Below are 14,450 nucleotides of genomic sequence, written 5' to 3'. Positions count from 1 at the left end.
TATGGATATTCAAAAAAAATAAAAATTACTAATGTTAAACTTTTATAAAACAAAATAACCTATCAAATTATTAAGATAAAATAGATTTAACAAATTCTTTCATAACTTTTCTATATACATGTTTTTTAAAAAAAACTACCCTACGTATTGGATACCATAAACTAACCCACTTCCAAGAATCAAATGTATCACTACCCCCTTGTTGCATATTAATTTTAGTATCTTTAGATAACAACTTTAATAAAAACCATTTTTGTTTTTGCCCAAAACACACAGGTTGGATTTTCCATCGTATTAATGAAGTAGGTAATCTATAACTTATCCAACAACGAGTAGCTGATAATATACACACATCATAATAATTTAACCCTATTTCTTCAAATAATTCCCTATACATCGCTTGTTCTGGAGTTTCCCCAACATCAATTCCTCCTTGAGGAAATTGCCAAGAACGTTGCTTATGTCTTTTTCCCAAAAATACTTGTCCATATGCATTGCATAATACTATTCCTACATTTAATCGATACCCATTACTATCAATCACTACTCCATTACCTCAATTTTTTAAAATCTAATAATAAACTTTAATTCATATACTATTAACAAACAATGCTTTTGTTATTATCGAATTAATACTAATAATTTTAGTATTTAAATTTTATATAAAAATCAATTTTTACTTTCAAACAAAACAACAGCATAACAATTTATATTTAACATAAATATAGTTTTTTAAAATATCTTTATTACTTTATAAATTTTATTTTAAAATTTCTAAAGAAAATAGCTCTTCTAATTTTTGTTTTCGTCTAATTTCTATAAATTTACCATTTTCTAATAAAATTTCCGGTAATAATGGACGAGTGTTATAATTTGAAGACATTGAAGCTCCATATGCTCCAGTATCATGAAAAATCAGATAATCTCCAACCTTAGCCGAAGAAGGCAATTTTCTAGATAAAACCTCTCCATTTGCTCCTTGAGTAAAAATATCTCCTGATTCACATAAAGGACCTCCTATTACTACATCACTAAATTCTTCTTGAGATATTATAGTATTTTTATCGTTATCTGCTCCAGGAATTAATGAAATATGATGATAACTACCATATAAAACAGGACGCATTAAATCATTATATCCAGCATCTATTAATACAAAACGTCGAGTCCCCATGCTCTTTACTGCACGAATTTGAGCAATCAATATTCCTGATTCAGCCACAAGAAACCGACCAGGTTCAATTTCTAAATTTACTGCGTGATTTAAATATTTACTAATATATTTTCTTGCATTATTCCAAATATTAAAATAATTATTTATATTAATAATTTCATCATTAAATTTATATGGTACCGTTAATCCTCCTCCAGAAGAAATAACTTGCAAATCTATTTTATATTTTAAAATCTGTTCTATCATAACACTTGATACTTTAGATAAATGACTATAATGAACTCCAGATCCAATATGCATATGCAATCCAATTAATTGCAGATTATATCTACGGATATAAAATAAAGCCATAGGTATATCTTCATGCCAAATTCCATGTTTACTGTTTTCTCCTCCCGTATTAGTTTTATTATTATGGCCATAACCAAATCCTGGATTTATACGTATCCACACTTCATGTCCAGGAGATCTTGATCCTAATTGAATTATCATATCAAGAGATCCTATATTAACAGGAATATTTAATTCCAATATTCTTAACAAAGTTTCTTCTTCTAAAATATCTGCAGTAAAAACAATTTCAGATTTTTTTTTACCAAACTCAAAACCAGCTAATAATGCACGCTCTATTTCCCCTAATGAAACAGCATCAATTTTGACCCCATTATTATTCATAAGTTTTAAAATATGAATATTAGAACAAGATTTTTGGGCAAAACGTATAATATCAAATTGTTTCAATTGAGTAATACGATTAACAATAATTGATGCATCATATACCCATACGGGTCCTTTATATTTTTGATATAATTTCTTCAAATTACTGTAATTTTGAACACGCAACAATTCATTAATAACATTTGGAGACATAATAAATTTTATATATTTAAAATATTATTAATACTAAAAAATTAAAAAACTAAAATAAAACATCACATATATTTATCTTTAATTAATCATATTGCCAATAAACTAAATTAATATAAAATATAAATATTCTTTATATTAAAAATAATAATTGATAATACAACAACCATACTATATGTACTATATTTATCTTGGACGTAAAGTAGGAAATAAAATCACATCACGAATATTATGTTGATTAGTTAATAACATTACTAACCGATCGATACCTATTCCTATTCCCGCAGTAGGAGGTAAACCATACTCCAATGCAGTTATATAATCTGCATCATAACAATTAAAAATGTTTATATCATTATCTATTATATTCTCATCATTATTAACTAACTTTTTTTGTATTTGTTGTAAAAATCTATCCTTTTGATCATCTGGATCATTTAATTCTGAAAAACCATTGCCTATTTCACATCCAGCAATAAATAATTCAAAACGATCAGCAACTTTTGGATTATTATCACTACACCGTGCTAATGGAGATAATTCTGTTGGATAATGAGTAATGAAAGTCGGTTGAATAATTTTTTTAGATATTATTTCCTCAAAAAGAACCATATGTAACTTTTCTAATGACCAATCTTTATCAAATTGAATTCGAAATTTTTTCAAAATATCAACAATAGTTGATTTATGATGTATATTTTTTGATTCAACTTCTGGTAAATGATACGTAATAGCCTCTTTTATAGTCATTTGTATAAAGGGTTCTTTAAAATTTAAATTATATTCACCATATTTAACAATATTATTTTTTAATACTTTTTTTACTAATTCTGTAAATAACTTTTGAGTAAAACATATCATATCTTGATAATCAGAATAAGCCATATAAATTTCCATCATAGTAAATTCAGGATTATGATATGGGGATATACTCTCATTTCTAAAATTACGATTTATTTCAAATATTTTATCAAAACCACCTACTATTAATTTTTTTAAATATAATTCTGGAGCAATACGAAGATACATATTCATTTTTAATTTATTATGATAAGTTATAAAAGGACGAGCTATTGCTCCACCCGGAATTGTATGCATCATTGGTGTTTCTACCTCAATAAAACCATTTTTCTGCATAAATTGTCGTATTTTATATATAATTAAAGAACGTTTTTTAAATATTTTAAAAGATTGTTCATTGGACATTAGATCTACATATCTTTGACGATATTTTATTTCTAAATTATTTAAACCATGAAATTTACTTGGTAACGGATGCAAAGCTTTAGAAAGAAGAATAATACTATAACAACGTATAGATAATTCTCCAGTACGAGTTTTAAATAGTATACCTTGTGCTCCAATTATATCTCCTAAATCCCATTGTTTTAAATCATTTTCATATATTTGCTTAAATTCTAATGAATCAATGGTTATATATAATTGAATACAACAATCTCCATCCCTTAACACGATAAAAGATGCTTTTCCCATAATTCGTCGAGCTATTATACGACCTGCAATTTTTACTTCCAAATCAAGAATAGTTAAATCCTCTTTAGTCTTATGAGCATACTTTTTATGTAACTGATTAGAAGTATAATTACGACGAAATTTATTAGGAAATGCAATACCCACTTTTCGTATTTTCAACAACTTTTTTTTACGAATTAAAAATTCATCATTATTATAGTTTAATTCTTTTTTATGCAAATAATTTTTTAAATCAATATGCTTAGACATTATATAATCTTGTTTAATTTTTTTATACTCATTTTTAAAAAATCATCCAAATCTCCATTTAGCACAGCTTTAATATTACGTTTTTCTAAACCTGTTCTTAAATCTTTAATCCTAGAATCATCTAAAATATAAGATCGTATTTGGTTGCCCCATGTAATATCTAATTTTTCACTTTCCCTCATTTTGCTCTCAATTTTTTTTTTTTGTAATTCCAAATTATATAATTTTGCCTTAAGCTGCTTAATTGCTTGATTTTTATTTTTATGTTGAGACCGATCATTTTGACATTGAGTTACAATATTCGTTGGAATATGAGTAATTCGAACTGCAGATTCTGTTCTATTAACATGTTGACCTCCAGCTCCAGAAGCTCTATATACATCAATACGCAAATCTTCTGATTTAATATCAATATTGATATTTTCATCTAATTCTGGATACACAAAAACCGAAGCAAAAGATGTATGCCTTTTCCCACCAGAATCAAAAGGACTCTTACGCACTAATCTATGAACACCAGACTCTGTTTTTAACCATCCATATGCATAAGGTCCTACTATTTTAACAGTAGCAGATTTTATTCCTGAAAATTCCCCTACAATTTCTGTAGTAATTTTAGCATAAAAACCTTTATTATTTAACCATTTTAAATACATACGCAATAACATATTTGCCCAATCTTGAGCTTCTACTCCTCCAGATCCTGATTGAATATCTATATAACAACTGCTATCATCATATTTGTTAGAAAACATTTGATACACTTCTAAATGAACAAACGCATCTTCTAACTCAATTAGTTGATTATAAATTTCTTCAATTAACGAATCTCCATCTTTTGTTAATTCAATTAAATCATTTAAATCTGTCAAATTTTTAAAAATCCTATCTATTAATTGTATTAATGAATCTAAAGAAAAAATTTTTTTATTTAAAATTTTTGCTTTATCCAAATTTTTCCACGTACTAACAGATTCTAATTTAATTTTCATACTTTTCAACAATTTCTTTTTATTATCATAGTCAAAAATTATCTTTAAAAACACGTATTTTATCTAAAGCTTTTTTAATTTTTTGTTGAGTTATATCAAAATTAACAATCATTTTTATCTTGGTCCTTATAAAAATAAATTATTTTTATATATAAATTTATATAAAGTATCTTTTTTTTTATACAATATTAATGCAATGTACATTACATTTGTTTATAATATATAGAGTTATATTTATCGATAATAACACAATGAACTTGTAAAAAATATTATAATTAATTTCTAATAAATTTAAAAATGTTACCTAATGTAATTTTTCCTAAAAAGTTATCAATGCCTTCTTCAACATTACCTTTAACCATAATATCTTTAGAAAATTGGATACTAATAAAATTACATGGAACAGATTCTATACAATATTTACACAATCAGTTTACTTGTGATATTAAAAATTTAAATAAAAATAAATATATTTTTTCCGCTCATTGTAATGCCCAAGGAAAAATGATTACTAATATGTATGTATTTTATTCAAAAGAAAATGAATTAGTATTCATTGAGCCTAAAAATATATGCCACAAACAAATTGAATTCATGAAAAAATATGCAATATTTTCAGATGTAACTATCACACCAAACTATAATATAATTCTTATCGGAATAGCTGGATCAAATACAAAAAAATATTTAAATACATTTTTTAAAATACTTCCAGATCAAAAAAACACAATAGTACATTATGAAGGAATTAGCTTACTTTATTTTCCTTTACCACAAGAAAGATTTTTATTAATTATTGAAGATAATTTGTTATTTACTTCTTTACTGAAAAAAGCTAATTCGTTATCTGCTCAATATAATAATTATTATCAATGGATGTCTTTAGATATTGAAGCAGGATACCCATATATTGATTGTACAACAAGTGAATGTTTTTTTCCTCAATCAGCCAATATGGACCTATTAGGAGGAATTAGTTTTAGTAAAGGTTGTTATCTAGGTCAAGAATTAATTGCACGAATCCAACATTATAAACTAAATAAACAGACATTACGTAAATTAACAGGAACTATAAACTGGAATAAACATAATCGATTACCTATTATAGGTGATCATTTAGTAATTCAAATGAAAAATAAACACCGTAAACAGGTAGGAACCGTACTACAATCCTGTCAAATAGAAAAAAATAACTTTTGGATACAAGCAGTACTACATAATAAACCAATACTAAACAATAATCAATTATATATTCAAACTTCCCAATGTTCTTATGATTTAATTCTAAATATAATTTAAAAAATTATATTTAGAATTAAAATATAATTAAAATTTATATAAATATTAATAGCATTAAATTAATTATTTAAAAAATAGGAATAGAAATTTTATTCATCCTATAATATATACTAATATATATTTATTTTCACTAAAATATTTTTTAATTACATAATTATGTATAATTACAGTCTAAACGAAAACAATCTACCATATATTTATTGATGTCTTATAATCTTTCGAAATTATTAAATAATATAATACTGCATCTACAAATTTTTATTTATATTTTAAAATAAAAAATAACTATTTAATAAAAATCAATGAATATTTCATAAAAATGTAAAATATTAAATCTGTACTAAAAAAATTATATAGCTTTCATTACATTTACTTTAAATATATTTATTCTCATGTATCAAAAAATTTAATTAGATTAATATTAACAATGCATTTATAAATATTTATAAATGCACAAAAAATTAATAACAAAAAACAGAAACAAATGCAAATTTCTGGTTATTATATATACTAATAAATCTATTATCTACAATATAATAAAAATTAATTTGTGTTCCAAAATAATGCTTTTTTTACAACATAATTCTTTAAAAAAGAACTATGTTCAATACAAAATAATCCAAAATTTCTAGCAATAATTAACGGTAAATAGTGATTTCCAAATAAATTAATTAAACTATCTGTTACCGCAATAGTTTTAAGTTGATCGGAACGTCTACATTTTTGATATAAATTAAGCACAGAATCATCTCCAATATCTATATTATTTAGTAATGCTTGATAAATAATTTTAGATAAAACCATTATATCCCGAATACCAATATTAAGCCCTTGTCCTGCTATAGGATGTAATTTTTGAGCTGAATTTCCAACTAATGCTAATCTGTAAGCAATATGATTTTTTGAATATATTAACCAAAGATCATGAAAATATCGTTTTTTTATATGTAAAATTTTACCTAATTTCCATCCAAACATTTTTTGTAATATTTTAGAAAATTTATCATTTTTATACTGTAAAATTTCTGGGTTTCTTTTTTTTGATATACACCAAATAATAAAACTGACATTACTATTAATCATGGGTAAAAACACTAAAGGGCCTAAAGTAGTAAATCTTTCAAATGCTTGACCATTATGAGATACAGCAGTAGTTACCTCTGTTACTACTGCTGTTTGATGATAATCTTGCTTAAATTGTTGAATACCATAATAATTAACTAGATTTGAACAAGACCCATCCGCTGCAACTATTAATTTTGAAATTATTTGCTCTCCATTATTTAAAAAAACAATATTATATGATTTTTTTTGTACAATACGTTGTATTGTGCTGTTACAATACACAGTAACGCCAGGTTGTTGATATAGAATATCATACAATTGTTTTATAATAGGAAACAATTGTATGATATACCCTAATTCTGCTAAATGATAATCCTGAGCATGAAGAAACACTGTACTAAATCTGCTGTATTCGCTAATTTCTATTGTATCTACAACAGAAGAATAAGATGATAAAACAGAAGCAATAGTTTCAATTTTAGTTAACTCAAAATATGCTCCTCTAGATAATGCAATAGCACCAGGATTCTTTTCAAAAAATTTATTTTTACAAAGATAAAATGAATTTTGCTCTATTAATGAAATTTTTAAATTTCCTTGAGTTAAGTTAGACAATTTTAATGCTAAAATTAATCCTACTATTCCACCACCATTTATTACAATAGACATTGTATAATATTAATTACCAAAATACAAAATAGATATATATTATATGTATAGTAATATAGTTGTATTCAATTACTATTACTTAATATATAAAAAATTAATATCTTTTTTAAAATTCTCATTTTCGTTAATTTTTTAATTTAAATTATATTTCATATAATAATTCTCGAAATAAATGTAGTATTGAAAATATCAAGTATTAGAATTTTACTCTTATAATTACTTAAAATATAAATAAATAACAAATTTCATTTTATAACAATATTTGAAAAACTATCATAAACTTTAACACATAAGCAACTATAATAAATCAGCAATAAAATACATTTACTCTATTTGTTTATCTTGCATTTTAATAAAAAAATCAATTAATTTATATTTATAAATTTTATAATAACCACTATAATATTAAGTGTGTTTATTATTTCATACAAAATACATAATATATTTAATAAGAAAAGTCACAAATAAATAATAAAACAAAAAAAGTTATCTACAATAATACACATAATTAATTTTAATAAATTAATATACACAAACAAAAATAAATAATAACAAAAATTGGAGTTATCATATATGTCTGAAAAACCAATAGATATTCAAATTTTTGGACGAACATTAAGAATAAATTGCCCTTCTCATCAAAAAGACGCTTTAAACAAAGCAGTAAAAGATTTAACTCAACGTTTACATGATTTAAAAATTAAAACAAAAGTAACTAATTCTGAACAATTAATATTTATAACTGCTCTAAATATTTGTCATGAATTAACTCAAGAAAAATTAAAAACAATCAAATATGCATCAAATGTTAAACAACATTTATTAATAGCACAACAAACTATTGAACAAGCTTTAACAACACATGATTCTCTGACAGAGAATTCTAATTTAACTTTGGAATATTCTAAACATACTTAAAAATTTAATAACTTAAGTCATTATCCTTAAACTGTATCAATAAATAATACTATCATTATTAAATAAATGACAATATATAATACAAGTACACTAAAAACATCAACACAAATAAAAAAAAAATCCGCACATATATGCGTTCATTAAGACATACCTTAAGTTTTTCAGAAAAACATGTAGCAGCTCAATTAATAACCAATAAAATTATAAATTTAAGTTCTATATATCAAGCTACCAATATAGCAATTTTTATTTCAACCGACGGAGAAATACATACCGATTTACTTATTAAAACTTTATTGCTCATGAAAAAAATAATATATCTACCAGTATTACCAGATATACACATACAACCTCAATGTTTATCATTCGTACAATATACCTTATCCACACCTCTTATTCGTAATCGATTAAATGTATACGAACCAAAATATAAAAATAACAATATTTATACAATCCCTATACAATTGTTAGATATCTTATTCATTCCGCTAGTCGCATTTGATCAACAAAAAAATAGATTAGGTATGGGTGGAGGATTTTACGATAGAACATTGCAATATTGGCAGCATCAAATGAAAAATTGTGTATACGTAGGATTAGGATACGATTTTCAAAAAATCCCAAATCACTTCTTACCTATAGAGCAATGGGATGTAAAATTATCTACAATTATTACTCCATCTTTTTTATATTAAAACAATTTATAATAGCACTCTATTCACAATAAAGATAATAAAATAATCCATTTAAATTATATAAAAATAACTAATGCATCAAAACTTAACCAAACTTAAATAAATATCATTTAATACTATCAAATTAAAATACCACCAATTAATAAAAAATTTTATAATCTTTTTTATTTCATTTACACAACGATAACTGATTTGAATTAGTATTTAATACTTTTATTCCATATTTACCGCTAATCAACACAACATCTGCTTTTCTATGAGCAAAAATACCCACACTCACCACTCCAGGAATATTATTAATTCTTTCTTCTAATAAAGAAGCATTAATTATATTCATATTATATACATCTAAAATATCATTGCCATTATCAGTAATTACACCATAACGATACTCTGGTAATCCACCTAAACGAATCAATTCTTTAGCCACTAAGGTACGAGCCATTGGAATTACTTCCACTGGCAAGGGTCCACGACCTAATATATTTACTTGTTTACTGCTATCAATAATACAAATAAATTTTTTTGAGGCAAAAGCAAGAATTTTTTCCTGAGTTAACGCACCACCACCTCCTTTAATCATTTGCATATGTTCATCAATTTCATCTGCACTATCAACATAAACATCAAGATTATCTATATGATTAAAGTCATATATTGGAATTCCTACTTCTTTTAACTGCATTGATGAATGTTTTGAACTAGATACTACTCCGACTACTTTTTCTTTTATACTACCCAAAGCTTTAATGAAATATGAAATAGTGGATCCTGTTCCTATACCTATAATAGTATTAAATTTAATATATTTTAATGCTGCCCATCCTACTGCTTCTTTTAATTTGTCTTGTTCCATATGATTCTTATTGTGTTCAATAAATATTTAGATTTACTAAAAATCGATCAATTTAACAAAAATAAACTTAAATTATAAAATAATTCTTATAAAAAAAACAATATTACATCAATCAATTAATTATATTTATATAGCACTTCATAGTATTTATTGAAATCTTCTTTATATAAAAGAACTATAATTAACTTATACATAAACAATATATAATCTTCCAAATTAATTATATTATTCAATATATTTTATTGTAAATACCTACAAAACATTAGTTGAATTTAATATAAAAAATATTTTTTCTAAATATTTAATCATTGATTTTTGGCTTTCTCGAATCCATATTCTGGGATCATAAAATTTTTTATTTGGAAAATTATCGTCATTTGGATTACCTAATTGAGTTTGAAGAAAATTTTTATTTTTTTTATAATACTTTAAAACTCCTTCCCAAGAAGCCCACTGTACATCAGTATCAAAATTAATCTTTACTACTCCATATGAAATTGCTTTTTTAATTTCCTCTTCAGTTGAGCCAGAACCTCCGTGAAATACTAAATTTAAAAAATTTTTAGACAATCCAAACTTGCTAGAAATATATTTTTGAGATTTTTCTAAAATTTTTGGATCTAATCGTACATTTCCAGGTTGATACACCCCATGAACATTACCGAATGATGCAGCTATCATAAATCTAGGGCTAATCACATGCAATTTTTCGTAAGCATAAGCTACATCTTCTGGGGTAGTATATAAAAAAGAATGATCTAAATCATTATTATTAATACCATCTTCTTCTCCACCAGTGCAGCCTAACTCTATTTCTAAAGTCATATTTAATTTATCCATACGATTTAAATATTGTGAACTAATTTTGATATTTTCTTCCAAAGGTTCTAAAGATAAATCAATCATATGTGAAGAAAACAATGGATTCCCAGTCATAGCAAAATGCTTTTCACTAAAATCTAATAAAGCATCAATCCAAGGCAAAAATTTTTTAGTACAATGATCAGTATGTAAAATAACTGGAATACCATAATGAACAGACATATGATTTACATATAAACCACCTGCAATAGCTCCTAAAACTGATGCTGAACAATTTTCATTATTTAATCCGTACCCTGCCATAAATGCTGATCCTTTATTTGAAAATTGCAAAATAATTGGAGATTTCATATTAGAAGCAGCTTCTAAAGCTGCATTAATCGAATCTATTCCTATACAATTTACCGCAGGTAATGCAAAATTATTTTTTTTTGCTAAATCAAATAATTTTTGCATATCATTACCAAAAATTACTCCAGGTTTTATAAATTTGAAAATACTAGTCATTTACACATCACTTTATATTTTAAATTAAATAATTCATATTTATAACACAACAAAATGACATATTTCAGCATAGTAAAACACTTATTTTAAATACATCTGTTATAATATACTTCATATGTTCTATTCATTATTATATCATGCTAATTTTTTGATGATCTTCTAAAGCTTTTATAGATGGGAGAGTTTTTCCTTCGATAAATTCTAAAAAAGCACCACCACCAGTAGAAATGTAAGATATTTGATCAGCAATACCAAACAAATCAATGGCCATTAAAGTATCACCACCACCAACAATAGAAAAAGCATCACTATTAGCAATAGCTCTAGATATCATTTCCGTTCCTTTTCTAAAATTTGGAAATTCAAACACTCCAAGAGGACCATTCCATAAAATAGTTTTAGCGCAACCTAAAATTTTTAATATTCGACAAATAGAATCATCACCTAAATCTAAAATTTGTTCATCATCCTTAATATCAACTACATCTTTTATAATAGACTGAGCAGTTTCAGAAAATTCAGAGCTCACTCTAACATCAGTAAGAATAGGAATATCACAATTCTTCAAAAGATTTTTGGCAGTAGGTATAAGCTCTGTTTCATACAAAGATTTACCTACTTTTTTACCTTGAGCAGCTAAAAAAGTATTTGCAATACCTCCTCCTACAATTAAGTAATCTGCTATTTTTGATAATGATTCTAATACAGTTAATTTAGTAGATACTTTAGATCCCCCAACCACCGCAACCATTGGTCTAACAGGATGAGATAAAGCTTGATGTAAAGCTTTTAATTCCTGTTCTAATAATAAACCAGAACAAGCTACTTTAACAAATTTACTAATTCCATGAGTAGAAGATTGTATACGATGAGCACTACCAAAAGCATCCATAACAAATATATCACATAATGCTGCATATTTTTTCGATAAAACTTCATCATCCTTTTTTTCTCCTTTATTAAACCTAACATTTTCCAAAATTAACAATTCATCTGAATCCCAATGAATGCCATCTAAATAATCTTTAACTAAACGTACTCCTTTAATCTGATGATTTAGATAATATTTAAAGTAATCAACCACTGGTTGCAAAGAGAAATTAGGATCATACTCTCCTTCTACAGGTCTGCCTAAATGAGAAGTCACCATAACTTGTTTACTTTTAGTCAAAGCTAATTGAATTGTTGGTAATGATGAGTGAATTCTTCTACTAGAAGTAATCACCCCATTTTTTACAGGTACATTTAAATCAGAACGAATCAAGATTCTTTTATTAAATAAATTCACATCATTTATTGTAATCATAACTATGATTTACCTCTTTATATTACAATATATATCTATATCTAAATTATTTTATGAAAACTAATCAAATTAACGTTTTATTAATACTGTAATAACAAAACTTTATCAATTGTCTGATACAGCATTCTAAATAAATATATAAATAAAATAGAAATGTATAATTATTTTTCATTCTAATTATACAAAAACTAAATGATCAATATTAACATATTTATACAGAAGAGTTATGATTATAAATCTATATATACCATCTTTTTATTATTCCTATATCTGTAATACTTACAACAAAAATTAGATATTATTTTCATGAAATAATTTCATCTCAACTATTTGAATATCATTATATGATAAAAATATTATACTCATGTTATTATTCACAACAATGGTTAGCTTGTATATACAACATCTCTAAACCTAATGTAGCTGCAGCTAAAGCGGTAATTTGAGAACAATCATATGCAGGAGCTACTTCTACTATATCCATGCCAATAATGTTTAATTTATACAAACCTCGTATTAATTTTAAAGCGTACGATGAAGTTAATCCTCCAATCACAGGGGTTCCAGTACCAGGAGCTACTGATGGATCTAAACAATCTATATCAAAACTCAAATACACCGGAACATTTTGAACAGTAGATATTATTTTATTTACTATAATATTTGTATCTACTGAATTAACAAATTCTGCATTTAATATTGTAAAACCATAATTTTGACTACATTCAGTACGAATTCCAATTTGAATTGAAAAATTAGGATCAATTAATCCTTCATTTAATGCATATAACATAACAGCTCCATGATCATACTGACTGCAATAGCTATAACAATCTGTATGAGCATCAAAATGGACAATAGCTATTTTTTTTCTAAAAAAATTTGAGTAAGCACGCAATGCAGGCAATGTAATATAATGATCTCCCCCTAATAAAAATACCTTCTTTCCAACATTTAATAAATCTGCAATATGTTTTTGCAAACTAATCGTAAAATCCTGTATGTTTCCAATACTATATACTAAATCACCACAATCAATAATTTTAAATTTTTCTCGTATATTAAAATTCCAAGGCCAACGATGTTTTTCCCAAACCAAATTTATAGATGCTTGCCGAATAGCACTTGGACCAAATCTACTTCCTGATCTTCCAGAAGTAGCCATATCAAAAGGAACTCCAGTAATTACCCAATCACTCCGATTATTATATGGATTTAATTCTAAAGGTAATCTCAAAAATCCAAAAGCATTCGAAAATATAGAATTATCATTTTTATAAAAAAAATCACTCATATATTCTTTTTGTTATTAAAATAAATAATTTAATTAACCAATATTATACTTAAAATAATTCTTTAAATGTATTAATTAATATGTACTAAATTTTAAAAAGTACTTTACAATTGTTTATTATGACTAAACAATTGTAATAAATTATTTCATGAAATTTTCGATATTATATATAATATATGATACTATAATTATCGTTATTATATATAATATCTTTATATAAAAAACACAAATAATAGCCCTGCT

Annotated in this window: 12 protein-coding genes; 3 read left to right on the top strand and 9 right to left on the bottom strand. The window is 24.9% G+C overall.

Features of this window, described 5'->3' with window-relative positions:
• Nucleotides 1–70: 70 nt before the first annotated feature.
• From rppH to prfB, 4 genes are all read right to left on the bottom strand, one after another.
• Nucleotides 71–544: an RNA pyrophosphohydrolase gene (gene rppH / locus Bpudo544_RS01335; protein ID WP_500825548.1), complete on the bottom strand. Its 474-nt coding sequence runs from the start codon at nt 542–544 to the stop codon at nt 71–73.
• Between the two features lie 216 nt (nt 545–760).
• Nucleotides 761–2,044 carry a diaminopimelate decarboxylase gene (lysA, locus tag Bpudo544_RS01330; protein ID WP_500825547.1) on the bottom strand — a complete coding sequence of 428 codons (1,284 nt, stop codon included), beginning with the start codon at nt 2,042–2,044 and terminating at the stop codon, nt 761–763.
• A 183-nt stretch (nt 2,045–2,227) separates the two neighbouring features.
• The gene (gene lysS, locus Bpudo544_RS01325; RefSeq protein WP_500825546.1) at nt 2,228–3,784 is read right to left on the bottom strand and encodes a lysine--tRNA ligase; all 1,557 of its coding nucleotides are present in this window, start codon (nt 3,782–3,784) and stop codon (nt 2,228–2,230) included.
• The gene (gene prfB, locus Bpudo544_RS01320) at nt 3,784–4,839 is read right to left on the bottom strand and encodes a peptide chain release factor 2 (RefSeq protein WP_500825627.1); all 1,056 of its coding nucleotides are present in this window, start codon (nt 4,837–4,839) and stop codon (nt 3,784–3,786) included. The genes lysS and prfB overlap by 1 nt, the downstream gene beginning before the upstream one ends.
• Nucleotides 4,840–5,073: 234 nt before the next feature.
• Between prfB and ygfZ the strand changes: the two genes are divergently transcribed.
• Nucleotides 5,074–6,075, top strand: a complete 1,002-nt coding sequence (gene ygfZ, locus Bpudo544_RS01315) for a tRNA-modifying protein YgfZ (RefSeq protein WP_500825545.1) — start codon at nt 5,074–5,076, stop codon at nt 6,073–6,075.
• A gap of 543 nt (nt 6,076–6,618) precedes the next feature.
• On the opposite strand, the gene Bpudo544_RS01310 is transcribed toward ygfZ, so the two are convergent.
• Nucleotides 6,619–7,809, bottom strand: a complete 1,191-nt coding sequence (locus tag Bpudo544_RS01310) for an FAD-dependent monooxygenase (RefSeq protein ID WP_500825544.1) — start codon at nt 7,807–7,809, stop codon at nt 6,619–6,621.
• 573 nt (nt 7,810–8,382) lie between these two features.
• Between Bpudo544_RS01310 and zapA the strand changes: the two genes are divergently transcribed.
• Together zapA and Bpudo544_RS01300 are read left to right on the top strand one after the other, a co-directional pair.
• Nucleotides 8,383–8,727: a cell division protein ZapA gene (zapA, locus tag Bpudo544_RS01305; RefSeq protein ID WP_500825543.1), complete on the top strand. Its 345-nt coding sequence runs from the start codon at nt 8,383–8,385 to the stop codon at nt 8,725–8,727.
• A 98-nt stretch (nt 8,728–8,825) separates the two neighbouring features.
• The gene (locus tag Bpudo544_RS01300) at nt 8,826–9,422 is read left to right on the top strand and encodes a 5-formyltetrahydrofolate cyclo-ligase (RefSeq protein ID WP_500825625.1); all 597 of its coding nucleotides are present in this window, start codon (nt 8,826–8,828) and stop codon (nt 9,420–9,422) included.
• Nucleotides 9,423–9,591: 169 nt separating this feature from the next.
• On the opposite strand, the gene rpiA is transcribed toward Bpudo544_RS01300, so the two are convergent.
• The 4 genes from rpiA to speB form a co-directional block, all read right to left on the bottom strand.
• Nucleotides 9,592–10,278, bottom strand: coding sequence for a ribose-5-phosphate isomerase RpiA (rpiA, locus tag Bpudo544_RS01295; RefSeq protein WP_500825542.1), 687 nt, complete (start codon nt 10,276–10,278; stop codon nt 9,592–9,594).
• A 252-nt stretch (nt 10,279–10,530) separates the two neighbouring features.
• The gene (fbaA, locus tag Bpudo544_RS01290; protein ID WP_500825541.1) at nt 10,531–11,607 is read right to left on the bottom strand and encodes a class II fructose-bisphosphate aldolase; all 1,077 of its coding nucleotides are present in this window, start codon (nt 11,605–11,607) and stop codon (nt 10,531–10,533) included.
• A 130-nt stretch (nt 11,608–11,737) separates the two neighbouring features.
• Nucleotides 11,738–12,913, bottom strand: coding sequence for a phosphoglycerate kinase (locus Bpudo544_RS01285; RefSeq protein WP_500825540.1), 1,176 nt, complete (start codon nt 12,911–12,913; stop codon nt 11,738–11,740).
• Nucleotides 12,914–13,283: 370 nt separating this feature from the next.
• Nucleotides 13,284–14,207, bottom strand: a complete 924-nt coding sequence (gene speB / locus Bpudo544_RS01280) for an agmatinase (RefSeq protein ID WP_500825539.1) — start codon at nt 14,205–14,207, stop codon at nt 13,284–13,286.
• Nucleotides 14,208–14,450: the final 243 nt, after the last annotated feature.

The organism is Blochmannia endosymbiont of Camponotus pudorosus (assembly GCF_059934925.1).
This window is presented reverse-complemented; position numbering and strand designations above follow the sequence as displayed.

Coding starts and splice junctions, on each gene's coding strand:
- ygfZ (WP_500825545.1), top strand. CDS start 5,074: ATGTTACCTAATGTAATTTTTCCTAAAAAGTTATCAATGCCTTCTTCA.
- lysA (WP_500825547.1), bottom strand. CDS start 2,044: ATGTCTCCAAATGTTATTAATGAATTGTTGCGTGTTCAAAATTACAGT.
- Bpudo544_RS01310 (WP_500825544.1), bottom strand. CDS start 7,809: ATGTCTATTGTAATAAATGGTGGTGGAATAGTAGGATTAATTTTAGCA.
- Bpudo544_RS01285 (WP_500825540.1), bottom strand. CDS start 12,913: ATGATTACAATAAATGATGTGAATTTATTTAATAAAAGAATCTTGATT.
- speB (WP_500825539.1), bottom strand. CDS start 14,207: ATGAGTGATTTTTTTTATAAAAATGATAATTCTATATTTTCGAATGCT.
- fbaA (WP_500825541.1), bottom strand. CDS start 11,607: ATGACTAGTATTTTCAAATTTATAAAACCTGGAGTAATTTTTGGTAAT.
- lysS (WP_500825546.1), bottom strand. CDS start 3,784: ATGTCTAAGCATATTGATTTAAAAAATTATTTGCATAAAAAAGAATTA.
- zapA (WP_500825543.1), top strand. CDS start 8,383: ATGTCTGAAAAACCAATAGATATTCAAATTTTTGGACGAACATTAAGA.
- rpiA (WP_500825542.1), bottom strand. CDS start 10,278: ATGGAACAAGACAAATTAAAAGAAGCAGTAGGATGGGCAGCATTAAAA.